Origin of the sequence: Paractinoplanes polyasparticus (assembly GCF_019710575.1) — a bacterium.
In the GTDB taxonomy this organism is placed as follows: Bacteria; Actinomycetota; Actinomycetes; order Mycobacteriales; family Micromonosporaceae; genus Actinoplanes; species Actinoplanes polyasparticus.
In genome coordinates, this window is record NZ_JAHWFK010000020.1 from 107,474 (window position 1) to 122,731 (window position 15,258).

At 70.8% G+C, this 15,258-nt stretch carries 11 protein-coding genes; 8 read left to right on the forward strand and 3 right to left on the reverse strand.

Features of this window, described 5'->3' with window-relative positions; all coding sequences use genetic code 11:
• Nucleotides 1–49 precede the first annotated feature (49 nt).
• Complete coding sequence (locus tag KXC43_RS20825) at nucleotides 50–2,824, reverse strand: SWIM zinc finger family protein (RefSeq protein ID WP_221377766.1); 2,775 nt, start codon at nucleotides 2,822–2,824, stop codon at nucleotides 50–52.
• Nucleotides 2,825–2,925: 101 nt separating this feature from the next.
• On the opposite strand from KXC43_RS20825, the gene KXC43_RS20830 reads away from it, so the two are divergent.
• Nucleotides 2,926–3,570 (forward strand): Rossmann-fold NAD(P)-binding domain-containing protein, encoded by a 645-nt coding sequence (locus KXC43_RS20830; protein ID WP_221377767.1) that lies wholly within the window; start codon nucleotides 2,926–2,928, stop codon nucleotides 3,568–3,570.
• A 12-nt stretch (nucleotides 3,571–3,582) separates the two neighbouring features.
• Here KXC43_RS20830 and KXC43_RS20835 read toward each other — a convergent pair whose 3' ends face one another.
• The gene (locus tag KXC43_RS20835) at nucleotides 3,583–4,584 is read right to left on the reverse strand and encodes a glutathione S-transferase family protein (RefSeq protein ID WP_221377768.1); all 1,002 of its coding nucleotides are present in this window, start codon (nucleotides 4,582–4,584) and stop codon (nucleotides 3,583–3,585) included.
• Nucleotides 4,585–4,703: 119 nt separating this feature from the next.
• Between KXC43_RS20835 and KXC43_RS20840 the strand changes: the two genes are divergently transcribed.
• The 4 genes from KXC43_RS20840 to KXC43_RS20855 all read left to right on the forward strand — a co-directional run bounded on the left by KXC43_RS20840 (nucleotide 4,704) and on the right by KXC43_RS20855 (nucleotide 10,238).
• A complete protein-coding gene (locus tag KXC43_RS20840; RefSeq protein ID WP_221377769.1) occupies nucleotides 4,704–5,804 on the forward strand; it encodes a calcium:cation antiporter in 1,101 nt (366 codons plus the stop codon).
• A 195-nt stretch (nucleotides 5,805–5,999) separates the two neighbouring features.
• Nucleotides 6,000–9,071 (forward strand): discoidin domain-containing protein, encoded by a 3,072-nt coding sequence (locus KXC43_RS20845; RefSeq protein WP_221377770.1) that lies wholly within the window; start codon nucleotides 6,000–6,002, stop codon nucleotides 9,069–9,071.
• 121 nt (nucleotides 9,072–9,192) lie between these two features.
• Entirely contained in the window at nucleotides 9,193–9,564 is a 372-nt protein-coding gene (locus KXC43_RS20850) for a VOC family protein (RefSeq protein ID WP_221377771.1), read from the forward strand.
• A gap of 101 nt (nucleotides 9,565–9,665) precedes the next feature.
• A complete protein-coding gene (locus tag KXC43_RS20855; protein ID WP_221377772.1) occupies nucleotides 9,666–10,238 on the forward strand; it encodes a DUF305 domain-containing protein in 573 nt (190 codons plus the stop codon).
• Nucleotides 10,239–10,287: 49 nt separating this feature from the next.
• Here the strand turns inward: KXC43_RS20855 and KXC43_RS20860 are convergent, their stop codons facing one another.
• Complete coding sequence (locus KXC43_RS20860; protein ID WP_438870904.1) at nucleotides 10,288–11,685, reverse strand: DUF1996 domain-containing protein; 1,398 nt, start codon at nucleotides 11,683–11,685, stop codon at nucleotides 10,288–10,290.
• A 156-nt stretch (nucleotides 11,686–11,841) separates the two neighbouring features.
• On the opposite strand from KXC43_RS20860, the gene KXC43_RS20865 reads away from it, so the two are divergent.
• The 3 genes from KXC43_RS20865 (at nucleotide 11,842) to KXC43_RS20875 (ending at nucleotide 15,238) form a co-directional block, all read left to right on the forward strand.
• Entirely contained in the window at nucleotides 11,842–12,876 is a 1,035-nt protein-coding gene (locus KXC43_RS20865) for a LacI family DNA-binding transcriptional regulator (protein ID WP_221377773.1), read from the forward strand.
• Between the two features lie 190 nt (nucleotides 12,877–13,066).
• A complete protein-coding gene (locus KXC43_RS20870) occupies nucleotides 13,067–14,626 on the forward strand; it encodes a methyl-accepting chemotaxis protein (RefSeq protein WP_221377774.1) in 1,560 nt (519 codons plus the stop codon).
• A gap of 243 nt (nucleotides 14,627–14,869) precedes the next feature.
• Nucleotides 14,870–15,238, forward strand: a complete 369-nt coding sequence (locus tag KXC43_RS20875; RefSeq protein ID WP_221377775.1) for a YciI family protein — start codon at nucleotides 14,870–14,872, stop codon at nucleotides 15,236–15,238.
• Nucleotides 15,239–15,258: the final 20 nt, after the last annotated feature.

The following is a 15,258-nucleotide window of genomic DNA, read 5'->3' on the forward strand; positions in this document are numbered from 1 at the left end:
CGCCAGAGCCGAAGGCTATCGCCCACCTCTGACAGAAAAGCGGGTGTGGTCAGGCCGTCTTCAGCTCGTCGAGCATCTGGTGACGGAAGGTCAGGGTGCGGGCCAGGTCGGCGACCGGGCGCACCCGGGAGGCGTCGGCCGGTTCCTGGTCGAGTTGCCGGGCCAGGCGCCCGACGAGGTCCGCGTAACCGGGTGGCATGGAGAGCCCGGCCGCGCGGCACAGCTCGCCCAGCTGCCAGCTGTGCCGGTCGGTGCGGGCGCGGTGGGCGATCGTCTCGAGCACGGCGACGGACAGCTCCTCGGGCCAGTGACCCGGGTGCAGCGCCAGCAGCCGGGTGGCCAGCCCGTCGTCGCGGCGCAGCGCGTCGGCGGCGAGCCGGCCGAGCTCGTCGGGCGGCAGCACGAGGTGCAGGTCCCATCGGACGGCTTCCCGCAGCGAGCCGGACGAGTCGCGCAGCAGGGCGGCGGCCCAGGCGGGATCTTCCTGCACCACCGCGGCCTTGGCCCAGCCGTGCCGCAGCGGCCCCTCCCAGTCGTTGCCACGGACCAGCCGCAGCATCGTCGCGGGGTCGGACCACGAGTCGAGCGGGGCGGCCGCGACGATCTCCTCGAGCAACCAGGCGCTCACCCCGATGCCGCGGGCGGGCGTGACGGCCACGCCGTCGCGGCGCAGGGCCGCGTCGAGCTCTTCGGGCGGGGTGACCGTGAGCCGGTCGGCGCCCAGCACCCGGCGCTCGCGCCGCACGAGGGTGAGGGCCCGCTCCTTCATGCGGGTGCGCAGCTGGGAGCCGGGCAGCTGGCGGAGCAGACCGAGGGCGGCCTCGCGCACCTCTTTCCGGCGGTCGTCGAGGGCCTGCTCGAGGAACGGGTCGTCGGCCAGGGACAGGCCGGTGGCCAGGGCGCCGAGGAACCGGGCCCGGTCGTCGGAGGATTCCTCGGCCCACGTGCTCTCGAGCAGCTCACGGGCCTGGGCCGGGTCGGTCGCCCGCAGCTCGGTCAGGTGGCCCAGCCGCTCGCCCGCGCTGCCTGTGTGCCAGTCGGCCAGGACCACGGCCACCGGCGTCTCGTCGCGCAGCCAGCGCCAGTCGGCCCGCATGCCGGCCAGCCAGGAGCCGCGGCGGCCGGCGACGCGAGCCAGCGCCGGACGGACGATCGAGTTGCGGCGTCCCGCGTCGAGCAGCGCGGGCAACACGACCGCGGGCACGTGCCGGCCGCTCTCGGCCGCGGCGGTGAGCCACTGGGCCAGCAGTTCCTGCGCGAGCTGGCCGCCGCCGGGAACGGCCCCGGCCAGGATGCGCTGCACGCGGGCGCCGGCCGCAGCGGGCAACGGGGCGGTGGTCTCGTCGGGGGCGGCCGGCACGGCCGCGTGACCGGCGCCGGGCCGCACGCCCGCGCGGCGCCGGGTGAGCGCCACGGCGGCCGCGTCGAGCAGCGACGACTCGCCGGCCCAGGGGCGGCGGTTGGTGCCGACCAGGGCCGCGGCCAGCAGTTCGGGCGGCAGCTCGGCGTGGCGCGGGGCGGCCGGGCCGGGCGCCGGGGGAGCGGCGGCCACGAACGCGCCCTCGACCCAGGCCGCGAGCGGGCGCAGGCCGATCGGCGACCACTCGGCCGCCACCGTCGCCGGACGCCCACCGGCCGCGGCCAGCAGCCACCACGGCTCGCGGTGGCCGGAGGCGAGCGGCAGGGCGGCGCCGGACTGGTCGACCAGCCAGCCGTCGTCGCTCGGCACGACCCCCGTGAGCAGCACCGGAGCGTCGAAGCGCCAGGGCTCGGCGGCGACCGTGGCCGAGTAGCCGGCCAGCGCCTCGTCGAGGGTCACAGCGCCGTCGGGCGCCCGGAACGGCTCGGCCGCGCTGACCCGTTCGGCGACCAGTGCCCGCAGCGGGGCCGCGCCGGGATAGAACGCCAGCTCGCCCCGGAACTCGGTGCCGGGGACGAGGTCGGAGACCAGGGGCTGGCCGGGGGCGGCGAACGCGAGCACGAGCGCGAACCGGCCGTGGCCGGAGCCGCGCAGCCAGGTGCGCCGGGTGGTCAGCGAGCCCTCGTCGGACTCGACCTGGCCCAGCACCTGCCACCGGTCGGCGACGCGGGGACCGGCCAGCACCTCGTCGGTCGGCACCGGGAAACCGATGCGGCTGCGGACGGTGGCAGCCAGCTCGGGCGGCAGCTCGGGCAGGCGGTCGTAGCCCGCGACGAGCAGCCGCAACAGGGCCAGCTCACCGAGCAGGCGGTCGGCCCACTGCGGCCCGACGCCGGCGACCGAGCCGAGCCGCCGCACAGCGCCGGCCGCGGTGCCCGCCTGCGCGTCGACCAGCCGGGCGGCCATGACCTCGAACGGCTGGTGGCCGCCGCGCTGGGCCCCGGCCAGGCCCTGGCGGATCTGGTCGTCGAGCCAGCGGCGCAGCTCGGCCATGCCGCCGGCGACCCGCTCGGCACGCTGCTCGACCCGCTTGGCCGCGGCGGCGGGATCGGGAGCCGCGGTGGCGGCCTTGGGTTTGGCCGCGGCCCGGGCTGCGCGCGCGGCCTGCCACTCGCGCGCGAACTCGGCCGCCGGCCCGGCCGGCAGATCGGATTCGGACCAGAGCATCAGCAGGCCGAGCGCGTGCTTGCAGGGGATCTTGCGGCTGGGGCAGTTGCACTTGAACGCGGGACCGGCCAGATCGACGCAGACCTGATAGCTGCGGCACTGTCCCCAGAGGATGTCGTCGAGCCGCCCGGCGGCCGACCACGACCCGGGGGAGGACAGGCCGCGGGCCGCCTTGACCGACGGGGCATCGGGGGCGAGCGTCTCGACCTGGGCGGCCGGCCATCGTTCAACGGTCACGGGCAAACCCTAGGCGGGAGGTACGACAATTTCGCCGCCCCTGCTCAGGCAGCCCGGGAGCAGTGAAATGATCGGTGGCAGGGCTCACCGCGGGAGGAACGATGAAGGTCGTGGTCTTCGGAGCGACCGGGATGGTCGGCCAGGGCGCGCTGCGCGAGAGCCTGCTCGCGCCCGACGTCGACGAGGTGCTGGCGGTGATCCGCACACCGACCGGCGTCTCGCACCCCAAGCTGCGCGAGGTGAAGCCGGCCGACTTCACCGACCTGTCGCCGATCAAGGACGACCTGCGCGGCGCCGACGCCTGCTTCTACTGCCTGGGCATCTCGTCGGTCGGCCTCGACGAGGCGGCGTACGCCCGGATCTCGTACGACTACCCGATGGCCGCCGCGCGCACGTTCGCCGAGCTCAACCCCCAGATCACCTTCGTGTACGTCTCGGGCGCCGGCACCAACGCGCAGGGGCGCCAGATGTGGGCGCGGGTGAAGGGCCGGGCCGAGAACGACATCATCGCCCTGCTGCCCAACGGCTACGCCTTCCGTCCCGGCATGATCCAGCCGATGCACGGCGTCCGCTCGAAGACCGGCTGGTACAACGCGCTCTACACCGCCGTCGGCCCGATCGTCCCGCTGCTCGAACGCATCGCCCCCAAGTACGTCACCTCCACCGACAAGGTCGGCCAGGCCATGCTGCGGGCCGCCCGCGTCGGCTTCCCGAACCACATCGTCGAGAACGCCGATTTTCGTTAGCGGGAACCGACGTCAGGCGCCGTGCCCCGCCGGCACACGTTCCGCGGGCTTCGGCGGCGGCGGGGGAGTGCCGTCGCCGAAGGGGCGGCCGCCCAGCTTCTCGCGGTCGTGCGGGGTCAGCCAGCCGCTCGGGTCGGGGCCCTTGGGCACGATCCCGGTGGGATTGATGTCTTTGTGGACGATGTAGTAGTGCTGCTTGATGTGGACGAAGTCCGTGGTGTCGCCGAAGCCGGGCGTCTGGAACAGGTCGCGGGCATAGGCCCACAGCACCGGCATCTCGGTCAGCTTGCTGCGGTTGCACTTGAAATGACCGTGGTAGGCCGCGTCGAACCGGGCCAGCGTCGTGAACAGCCGCACGTCGGCCTCGGTGATCGTGTCGCCGACCAGGTAGCGCTGCCCGGCCAGCAGCTCCGAGAGCTGGTCGAGGCGGGCGAAGAGCCGGTCGTACGCCTTCTCGTAGGCCTCCTGCGTGCCGGCGAACCCGGCCCGGTAGACCCCGTTGTTGACGTCGGCGAAGACGAACCGGTTGACCTTGTCGATCTGGTCGCGCAGCTCCTCGGGATAGAGCTTCGGCGCGCCCTCGCGGTGGTAGCGCGTCCACTCGAGCGACAGGTCGATGGTGATCTGCGGGAAGTCGTTGGTGACGACCTGCCCGGTCGGCTCGTCGACGATCGCGGGCACGGTGATGCCCTTGTCGTAGCCCGGGAAGCGCTTGAAGTACGCCTCCTGCAGCCGCTCGATGCCGAGCACCGGGTCGCGTCCGCCCGGGTCGAGGTCGAAGGTCCAGCTGCGCTCGTCGTGCGTCGGGCCGCAGATGCCCATCGAGAGCACGTCCTCGAGGCCGAGCAGCCGCCGCACGATGATCGCGCGGTTGGCCCACGGGCAGGCACGGGCGACCACGAGCCGGTACCGGCCGGGTTCGACGGGGTAGCCGTCCCGGCCGTCCTCGGTGATCCGGGTCGCGATGTACCGCTGGTCCCGGGAGAATTCGCCCTGCGGGTTCACGTACGCCATGCCCCCATCCTGCTTCGTCCGGTGAGCATGCGCCCGCCGAAAGGCGATGTCCCGGGTCATCCGCGACGTTCGCCCGCAGGCGGGGCACCGACCGCGGACGGATCTGACAGAGTTGCCTGATGGCGGCCAGAGTCGGAAGCTACCTCGCGCAGTGGACAGTGTTCGTTCCGATCATCGCCATCGTCGCGCTCGTGTTCACGTGGGGCCGCGACCTGCCGTCGGTGGTCGTCGTGGTGGCCGCCTGCCTGCTCGGCGGGGCGGTGCTGGCCGCCGTCCACCACGCCGAGGTGGTGGCCCACCGGGTCGGCGAGCCGTTCGGGTCGCTGGTGCTGGCCGTGGCGGTCACCATCATCGAGGTCGCCCTCATCGTCACGCTGATGATCAGCGGCGGCGAGAAGGCCCAGTCGCTGGCCCGGGACACCGTCTTCGCGGCCGTGATGATCACCTGCAACGGCCTGCTCGGCATCTCGCTGCTGGTCGGCGCGCTACGCCGGCACGTCGCGGTCTTCAACGCCGAGGGCACCGGCGGCGCCTTCGCCACGGTCGCCACCATCGCGACGCTCAGTCTGGTGGTGCCCAGCTTCACGACGAGCCGCCCCGGCCCGCAGTTCTCGCCGGCCCAGCTGGCCTTCGCCGCCGTCTCGTCGCTCGCGCTCTACCTGCTGTTCGTCACCGTGCAGACCCGCCGCCACCGCGACTACTTCCTGCCCATCACGTCGAGCGGCAAGGTGATCGACGTCGAGGAGCACCTCGACCCGCCGAGCGGCCGGCTCGCCCTGGCCAGCCTGGGTGTGCTCATGGTCGCCCTGATCGCGGTGGTCGGCCTGGCCAAGGGCGTGTCACCGTCGATCGAGTCCGGTGTCGAGTCGATCGGCCTGCCGCCCGGCGTCGTCGGTGTCGTGATCGCCCTGCTGGTGCTGCTGCCCGAGACGATCGCGGCCGTCCGCGCCGCCGCCCGCGACCGCGTGCAGACCAGCCTCAACCTGGCGGTCGGCTCCGCGCTGGCGAGCATCGGCCTGACCATCCCGGCCATCGCCATCGCGATGATCTGGCTCGAGGGCCCGCTGCTGCTGGGCCTGGGCGGCACCCAGATGGTGCTGCTCGGCCTGACCGTCGTGGTCGGCACCCTGACGATCGTCCCCGGCCGGGCCAACGTGCTGCAGGGCGGCGTCCATCTGGCCCTGCTGGCCGCGTTCCTCTTCCTGGCCGCCAGCCCGTAGCGCGCTCGGGTCAGCCGGTCCATCGGAGGAAGCAGGTGCGCCAGGCTTTGGAGAACGCTCTCCAAGCGGCGACGAGCCACTTGCCCATTCGGTCAGCCGGCGGCCGGTAATGCGTAGTTTAGAGGTCATTCAGGGGCGCGACTCACCGTCGGCTATTGACACGCGTGAAAGCCCGGCGTAACACTTCGGCCATTCATGGAGAGCGCTTTCCCCGGCGTCCCGACATCCCCAGGAGTCCCCGTGAACCCGGCTTACTCCCCGCCACGCGTGTGGCGGCGCCTCGTCATCCCCCTCGTGCTCGGCCTCGCCGCCGCGTACCTGACCCTGGCCGCGCCGCACGGCGCCTACGCCGCTGACGCCCTGCTCTCGCAGGGCAAGCCCACCACCGCCTCGTCCAACGAGACGGCCGACACGGTGGCCGCCAACGCCACCGACGGCAACGCCGGCACCCGCTGGTCGAGCCAGTTCGCCGACCCGCAGTGGCTGCGCGTCGACCTCGGCGCCACCGCGACCATCACCTCGGTCGTGCTGCAGTGGGAGGGCGCCTACGGCACGGCGTACCAAATTCAGACCTCACCCGACGGCAACGCCTGGACCTCGATCTACACGAAGACCGGCGGCATCGGCGGCACCGAGACGCTGACCGTGAACGGCAGCGGCCGGTACGTGCGGCTCTACGGCACCACCCGCAACGGCGGCTACGGCTACTCGCTGTGGGAGTTCAAGGTCTACGGCTCGACCGGGGGCACGACGCCGACCGACCCGCCGCCGACCACCCAGCCGCCCGGCGAGTTCACCACGGTCTGGCAGGACACCTTCGACGGCGCGGCCGGCACATCGCCGTCGGCGGCGAACTGGCTGATGCGCACCGGGACGTCCTATCCCGGCGGCGCCGCCAACTGGGGCACCGGCGAGGTCGAGACGGCCAGCAACAGCACGGCCAACGTGTCGCTCGACGGCGCCGGCAAGCTGTCGATCAAGGCCATCCGGGACGGCAGCGGCAATTGGACCTCGGGCCGGCTCGAGACGCAGCGGACCGACTTCGAGCCGCCGGCCGGGCAGCAGACCAAGTTCACCGCCGTGCTCAAGCAGCCGTCGGTGGCCAACGCGCTCGGCTACTGGCCCGGCTTCCGGGCTACCGGTGCGGCCTACCGCGGCAACTACAACAACTGGCCGGGCGTCGGCGAGACCGACATCATGACCGGCGTCAACGGTCGCAGCCAGCTGGCGCAGACCCTGCACTGCGGCACTGCCCCGGACGGGCCGTGCGCGGAGTACAGCGGCCGCTCGTCCGGGTTCGCGAGCTGCGCCGGCTGCCAGACCGGCTACCACGAGTACACCCAGATCATCGACCGCACCAAGACCGACGAGGAGATCCGCTTCTACCTCGACGGCCGGCAGACCTGGGTCGTCCGCCAGTCGCAGGTGGGCGTCACGGCGTGGCGGGCGGCCGTGCACAACGGCTTCTTCCTGCGCCTCGACCTGGCCATCGGCGGCTCGCTGCCCAACGCGATCGCCGGGCGCACCACCCCCACCGCGGACACCACGTCGGGCGGCGTGCTCAGCGTCGACTCGGTCAGTGTGGCGCGCACGGCGACCGGCACGGTTCCGGCCGCGATGACCGACCCGGCCGCGCCGGCGGCGCCGAACGTGGTGCGGGTGACCGGCAGCCAGGGCAACTGGCAGCTGCAGGTCAACGGAGCCCCGTACCAGGTGAAGGGATTGACCTATGGACCGCCGCAGGCCGCGGCCGACGGGTACATGCGCGACCTGAGGAACATGGGCGTCAACACGATCCGCACCTGGGGCGTGGACGACGCGAACACTCCGACGCTGCTCGACCGGGCCGCCCGGCAGGGCATCAAGGTGATCGTCGGGCACTGGCTGAACCAGGGCGCCGACTACGTCAACGACACCGCGTACAAGAACTCGGTCAAGGCCGAGATCGTGGCGCGGGTCAACACCTTGAAGAACAGCCCGGGCGTCCTGATGTGGGACGTCGGCAACGAGGTCATCCTGACCATGCAGGACCACGGGCTGCCGGCGGCCGAGGTCGAGGCGCGGCGGGTCGGGTACGCCAAGTTCGTCAACGAGGTCGCGGTGGCCATCCACGCGGCCGACCCCAACCACCCGGTGACCTCGACCGACGCGTACACCGGGGCTTGGCCCTACTACAAGCAGCACGCGCCGGCGCTCGATCTGCTGGCGGTCAACTCGTACGGCGCGATCGGCAACATCCACCCGGACTGGCAGGCCGGCGCCTACACGAAGCCGTACATCATCACCGAGGCCGGCCCGGCGGGCGAGTGGGAGGTGCCCAACGACGTCAACGGGGTACCGACCGAGCCCACCGACCTGCAGAAGCGCGATCAGTACGCGAGCAGCTGGGCCGCGATCAACGCCCACCCGACGGTGGCGCTGGGGGCGACCGAGTTCCACTACGGGCTCGAGAACGACTTCGGCGGGGTCTGGCTCAACACGTTCACCGGTGGGTGGCGGCGGCACGGCTACTACTCGCTGAGCCGGGCCTGGACCGGGCAGACGCCGGCCAACACGCCGCCGGAGATCACGGCCATGACGGTCTCGAACCAGACCGCCGTACCGGCCGGGGGTGCCCTGACCGTCGGGGTGACCGCCACTGATCCGCAGGGTGACCTCATCCGTTACAACCTCATGTACTCCGACAAGCACGCGGGCGGCGGCACCGGGCTGACCAACGTGACCTTCACCGACAACGGCAACGGCACGTTCACGGCGAAAGCCCCGGAACGGCTCGGGGTGTGGAAGGTCTACGTGTACGCGTTCGACGGGCACGGCAACGTCGGCATCGAGCAGAAGTCGATCCGTGTGGTCGCGCCGGCCGAGACCGGCGCCAACCTGTCGCGGGGCCGGACGACCACGGCCTCCACCTATCAGCCGACCGGCACGAACGGGCCGCAGCTGCCCTCGTACGCGACCGACGGTGACTACGGCACCCGCTGGGCCAGCGAATGGACCGGCACGGCGTGGCTGCAGGTCGACCTGGGCTCGGTGCAGTCGTTCAACCACGTGCGGCTGGCCTGGGAGGCGGCGTACGCGACCGGGTACCAGATCCAGACCTCGAACGACGGCTCCAGCTGGACCAACGTCTACGCGACAACCAGCGGGGACGGCGGCCTCGACGAGCTGAGCGTCTCGGGCACCGGTCGTTATGTCCGGATGAACGGGATCGCCCGGGCCACCTCGTACGGGTACTCGCTGTGGGAGTTCGGCGTCTACCGCCGCTGAGCACTCCGACGAAGGGCGTCGCGGATTCGGTCGCGGCGCCCTTCGTCAGGATGACCCCGTACTTTCGACCCTTCTCGCGCCGTGCCCGGAGTTCTAGGGTCGTCGGCGAGGAGGTGGCGAGATGGACAAGGTGATCCACTTCGAGGTGCCGTTCGAGGACGGCGAGCGCGCCACGACGTTCTATGCCCAGGCCTTCGGCTGGCAGCTCAACTCGATGCCCAATTATCAATATTCGCTGGCCACGACGACGCCGGCCGACGACCAGGGCCGGCCCACCGAGGGCGGCATCAACGGTGGCCTGCTGGCCCGCCAGGGGCCCATCACCGCCCCGGTCATCACCATCGGGGTCGACAGCATCGACGACGCGGTGGCCCGGATCGAGAAACTGGGTGGCAAGGTGGCCATCGGCCGGTCCCCGGTCGGCACGATGGGCTTCAGCGCCTACTTCCACGACACCGAGGGCAATCTCATCGGCCTCTGGGAGAGCGCGTAATTCCCATCATGTGCGACGGGGAACGAGAGCGCGAATAACAAAAACATCCATCAATATCGACTCATTGACACCGATGCCGTTAAACGGTCAGAATCGCGGACGTGAAAGCTTTTCCCCGTCTGCTGCTCGTCGGTGTGCTCGGATTGGCGGGCTGCTCGGCGACGGGGAGTGACGCCGCCACCACCCCCTCCGCCGGCGCCTCGGCGGCGCCCGTCGCGGCGGCCGGCTTCGGCGGCACCGACCTGGCCTGGATCGAGATCAACATCGCGATGGACGAGCAGGTGCTGCCGCTGCTCACGCTGGTGCCCAAGCGCACCACGACGCCGGCCACGCTGGCCATGGCCGTGCAGGTCAAGGCGTTCACCGAGGCCGAGCTGAGCATTCTGCGCCAGCTCCACGCGCGGGCCGGCCTGCCCGACGAGAACCCGCACGAGGGCATGCCGATGCCCGGCATGGTCACCGCCGAGCAGGTGCGCGAGGCCGCCTCGCTGGCCGGCGCCGCCTTCGACGAGACGGTCACCAAGCACATCCGGGCCCACCTGGAACAGAGCGAGAGCCTGGCCCGCAGCGAGGAGAAATCGGGGGTCGAGCCGCAGACCCGCGATTTGGCGTTGCAGATTCTGCGCACCCGCGGGGTCGCACTGTCCACAATGCCGAGCGCACCGGCCGAATAGGAAAACGGGCGCCGTCGATAAAGACGGCGCCCGTTCCTTCAGCGATCGGTTACGGCAGTTCGTAGTTCTGGTTGAGGGCCGCGCCCCGTTCCGGCTTGTAGAGGTCGTAGCCACGCGGGTCGCACTGCAGGCCGCCGTTGATGCAGTGGCGGACCAGGGCGGCCAGCGTCGCCCCGTCGAAGGCGTTGAACACGTCGTAGTGGAACGAGAATCCGCGTCCGCTGGAGAAGCGGACTCCTGCCATGTTGCCGCTGACCGGCCAGGCCATCTTGAACTCGATCATCGGGACGGCCACCGGGTGCGAGGCCGGGCAGACCCCCAGCACGGGGTAGGCCATGTGGCTCTTGTGATCGGGCGTGTCCAGGTGCAGCCCGTTCCAGCAGCTGGGGGCCTGGAACCGGACGTTGAGCTGGGTTCCCGGCGCGCAGTTGGCCGGGATGTCCCAGTTGAACGACAGGTCGCCGCACTCGAAGCCCTCGACCGCGCCCGGGTGGTTGCGGAAATCGTCGATCGTGGCGGTCGGGCTGCCGACCAGGTACCGCAGGCCGGCCGGGAACGGCCGCACGCTGCGGTAGTCGATGACGCCCGACTTGTAGTAGATGACCTGCCGGCCCACCGGCTGCACGGCGGTGTCGCCGTTCAGCAGGGTCGGCATCCAGTAACCGGTCTTGTCACCGGGCGTGATGCACGAGGTGTTGCCGGCCTTGAGGCTGGCGTACGTCGTACCGGCGTTCGTGGTGGTGTTGCCCATGAACGTGTGCGAGTGCGAGGCGCCGGGCAGCCCGGGGAAGACGATCGGGTCGTCGTTGAGGTTGCTGCGGCTCACCGAGCAGTTCATCTGGAACTCGTGGTGGGTCGTGGGCGGGTTGGTGTCGGGCGGCGTCGCGGTCGACGGGATCACGCCGGTCACCGGCGGGTCGGCCGGCACGTAACCCGGGCCGCTCGTCGGCGGTGTGGAGGTGAGCGTTCCGTACACCTGGAACTCGTACAGCGAGTAGCCGTAGCCGGTGCCCCGCTGCGTTCCGTACATCCGCACGTAGCGGCCGGAGCCGGTGACCGGCACCGTCTGGGTGCCGCCGGTGGCCGTGGTGGTGCTGTAGACGTTCGACCAATTGTTGCCGTCGGCCGAGGTCTGGATCTGGAAGGACTTGGCGTACGCGGCCTCCCAGGTCAGCTTGACCTGGCTGATGGTGGCCGTGCCGCCGAGGTCGACGCGGAGCCACTGCGGGTCGCTCCATGCGCTGCCCCACCGGGTGGTGAGGTTGCCGTCGACCGCCCCGGCGGCGGGGGCGCCACCGTTCTCGGTCGACGAGGCGAGCACGGGACGGCCTTGCGAAAGCAGGGTGTCGGCAGCCTGAGCAGCGTGGACACCGGTGAGGACAGCGGTCGCGGTGAGGGCCGCGACCGCGCTCAGGGTCAGGATGCGCCGGGGGCGTAGGGGATTCACGAGGTCTCCTTCGGGGTTGGAGAGCGCTTTCCGAGTGTTACGCCGAGATGTCAAGGCCGTCAATACGTACGCGCGTTTCTGCTGGTTCCGGAACTTCGCCTCGTCGCTCCGGAGCGCCCACGGAGAGCGCTCTCCCTCTGTGCTATAAAGACGTCTATGCGAACCGAGCGGCTCCCGACCCTCGAGGACGTGGCCCGGATCGCCGGCGTGTCCCGAGCCACCGTCTCCCGGGTGATCAACGGGATCCGCAACGTCGACCCCCAGCTCCACGAGGTCGTGTGGGACGCGGTGGGCCGCACCGGCTACGTGCCCAACCGGCTGGCCCGCTCGCTGGTCACCCGCCGCACGGGCACCGTCGCGCTGGTCGTCTCCGACTCCGAGTCGCACGACGACGACCCGTTCATGAGCCGCTTCTTCGCCGATCCGTACTTCGGCCGGGTCGTGGGCGGGCTGATGAGCGTGCTGCGCCGGCGGGGCGTCCAGCTGGCGCTCCAGATCGTCGGCACCGACGACGGCCGCAAGCGGCTCGTCGGCGACCTGCGCAACGGCCAGGCCGACGGCGCGATCGTGCTGTCCCTGCCCGCGGTCGACCCGCTGCCGCGCATGCTCACCGAGGGCGGCGTCCCCGCCGTGCTGATCGGCCGCCCGGCCGAGCCGGTGCCGATCGACTACGTGGATCTGGCCAACGACACCGGCGCCGCGCTCGCCGCGGAACACCTGCTCGCCCGCGACTGCCAGCGGATCGGCATGATCTCGGGCCCGGCCGACGTGCCGGCCAGCAGCGACCGCGTGGCGGGTTTCCGCCGGGCCCTGGCCCGCCGTGGGCACGGCTGGGTGCCGATCGAATCCGGCAACTTCACCCGCGACAGCGGTGAGGCGGCCATGCGCGCGCTCCTGGCCGGCCACCCCCACCTCGACGGAGTGTTCGTTGCCAACGACTTGATGGCGCTGGGCGCCCTGGCCGTGCTGCGCGAGGCCGGCCGCCGCGTGCCCGAGGACGTCGCCGTGGTCGGCTTCGACGACAGCAGCGCGGCGGTGGCCGCCTCGCCGGCCCTGACCACCGTCCGGCACCCGCTGGAAGACATGGCCGCCGAAGCCGCCCGCCTGCTGCTGGCCCGCATCGACGACCCGGGCATGCGGGTCTCGTCGGTCATCTACGAGCCGGCCCTGGTCGAGCGCGAGTCGGCTTGAGGCTTCTCGGCCCGGGCAGCCCGTGGCGCCACGGTGCCGGCACGCCCCGCCGGAAAGCGGGTCTCCTTGTCGTGAACGGCCTTCGTCAAGAGTGATCTTGGCGGATGATCGGTTGTAGCCGTCTGCGGCTACGCGGGTCTCAGCTTGAATCACCTCGATTGAGTGGTGTGCCGTGGGATGGTTGTACCGGGTGAATGCCCGCCTGATCGGAGCCTTCGTAGTTCCGCTGGTGGTCCTGTGTGTGGTCGGTGTTCTCGCTTACCGCAACACCAACACGCTGGAAGAGACCAGCGGCCAGGTCGTCCATACCTACGAGGTGCTGGACGCGCTGGACGGCATCAAGGAGTTGTTGAAGGACGCCGAGACAGGCCAGCGTGGTTTCCTCATCACCGGCGCGGACGCTTACCTCACGCCGTACGACAATGCCTCGTCGGCAACCACCTCCGCGGTGGACGCGGTCGCTGTGCTAACCGCCGACAACGCGACCCAGCAGCAACGCATCGCGACCCTGCGCCCGCTGATCACGGCGAAATTCGCTGAGATGAAGGAAACGATCGATCTGCGCCGCGCGAAGGGCTTCGAGGCGGCGCAAGCCGCGGTCCTGACCAACAAGGGCAAGGCGGTGATGGACCAGATCAGGTCGCTGCTCGACGAGATGGCGGCGGCGGAGTCGAGCCTGCTGGCCATACGCGGCAAACTCACCGCGGACACCGCTTCGGGATCGCGGACGACCATCGAAGTCGGAGTCGGTGTCGCGGCGCTTCTCGTCCTGGTGCTCGCCTTACTCGTGTCGCGCAGCATCCTGCGCCCGCTGAGCGCGTTGACGGATCGCCTTCGAGAGATCGCTGACGGCGAGGGTGACCTGACCCAGCGCGTCGACGCGCGGGGACGCGACGAATTCGGGACGCTCGGCGCTGTCTTCAACCGCTTCGTGGACAAGCTCGCCGCCATCATCCGGCAGATCGGCGAACAGGCCACGTCACTGGCTGCGGCCTCGGAACAGTTGTCCACCGGCACGCAGCAGATTGCCGGTTCCGCCGAGCACAGCTCCCGTGAGATCGGCGGAGTCGCCGGGGCCTCCACGACCATGAGCGGCGCGCTCACCACGGTCGCCGCGGGCGCCGAACAGATGGGTGCCTCAATCCGTGAGATCGCTTCCAACGCCTCCGATGCCAGCCGGGCCGGCGCCGAGGCAGTCCGGGTGGCGCAAGAGGCGACGAGGACCGTCGCCACGCTCGGTGAATCGTCGGCCGAGATCAGCAATGTGATCAAGTTGATCACGGCGATCGCGGAACAGACCAACCTGCTGGCGCTGAACGCGACGATCGAAGCAGCCCGGGCCGGTGACGCCGGCAAGGGCTTCGCCGTGGTGGCTTCCGAGGTCAAGGACCTCGCCCAGGAGACCGCCCGCGCCACCGGGGACATCAGCCAGCGAGTCACCGACATCCAGAACAGCGCCACCGCCACCGCCGAGGCGATCACCCAAATGAGCGGGATCGTGCTGCAGGTCAACGACTACCAGACGACGATCGCTTCGGCCGTGGAGGAGCAGACTGCTACCACCGCCGAGATGGCCCGCAACATCAGTGACGCCTCCAACGGCAGCCAGGATATCTCCACCAGCGTCACCTCCGTCTCCGCTGCGGCCGCACAGACGTCGAACGCCATCGTCAACACCAGGTCCTCCGTCGCGGAGGTCGCCCGAATGAGCTCTACGCTGCATCAACTCGTCAACCAGTTCAAATACTGAACCCTTCTGCGCACCGTCGGCCGCAAGACAGCGATTCGTTCGCAGATCGGCTGACTCCGGTTGCGGCCGGCACTCAGCGCCGGAAATGCTGTGCCTCACAAGACTTCCCAGCTTCGCGCCGTCCTTCGTACGGGGGTCAGCGGTCTCGGCGGAAGCAGGCAAAGAATTGTGGCGGGCCATGTCGAGAGCGGGCGGTCGGCTCCGACTACCGGTCGACAGCAGCGAACGAGAGGGGTTCCGGCGATGAAGTACATCGTGATGATGTTCGGTGACGGCGGCGAGATGGCGGCCACGGCCGACCCGGCCTGGGTGCGCGACATGATGACGTTCATGGGCGACTTCAACACCGAACTGGCCCGGACCGGGGAGCTGGTCGAGGCGCGCGGGCTGGCCTTCCCGTCCACCGCCAAGATCGTGAGTTACGAGGACGGGCAGGTGGCGGTCACCGACGGACCGTACGCGGAGACCAAGGAATCGCTGGCCGGGTTCTGGATCCTCGAGGTGCCGGGGGAGGAACGGGCGGTCGAGCTGGCCGGCCGGGTCGCGTTCTGGGCGCGCAAGGTCGAGCTGCGCGAGGTCCCGGACGGTCCGCCCGACCACGCCGAGAACTGAGCTGGGTGGGTTGAGAGGCG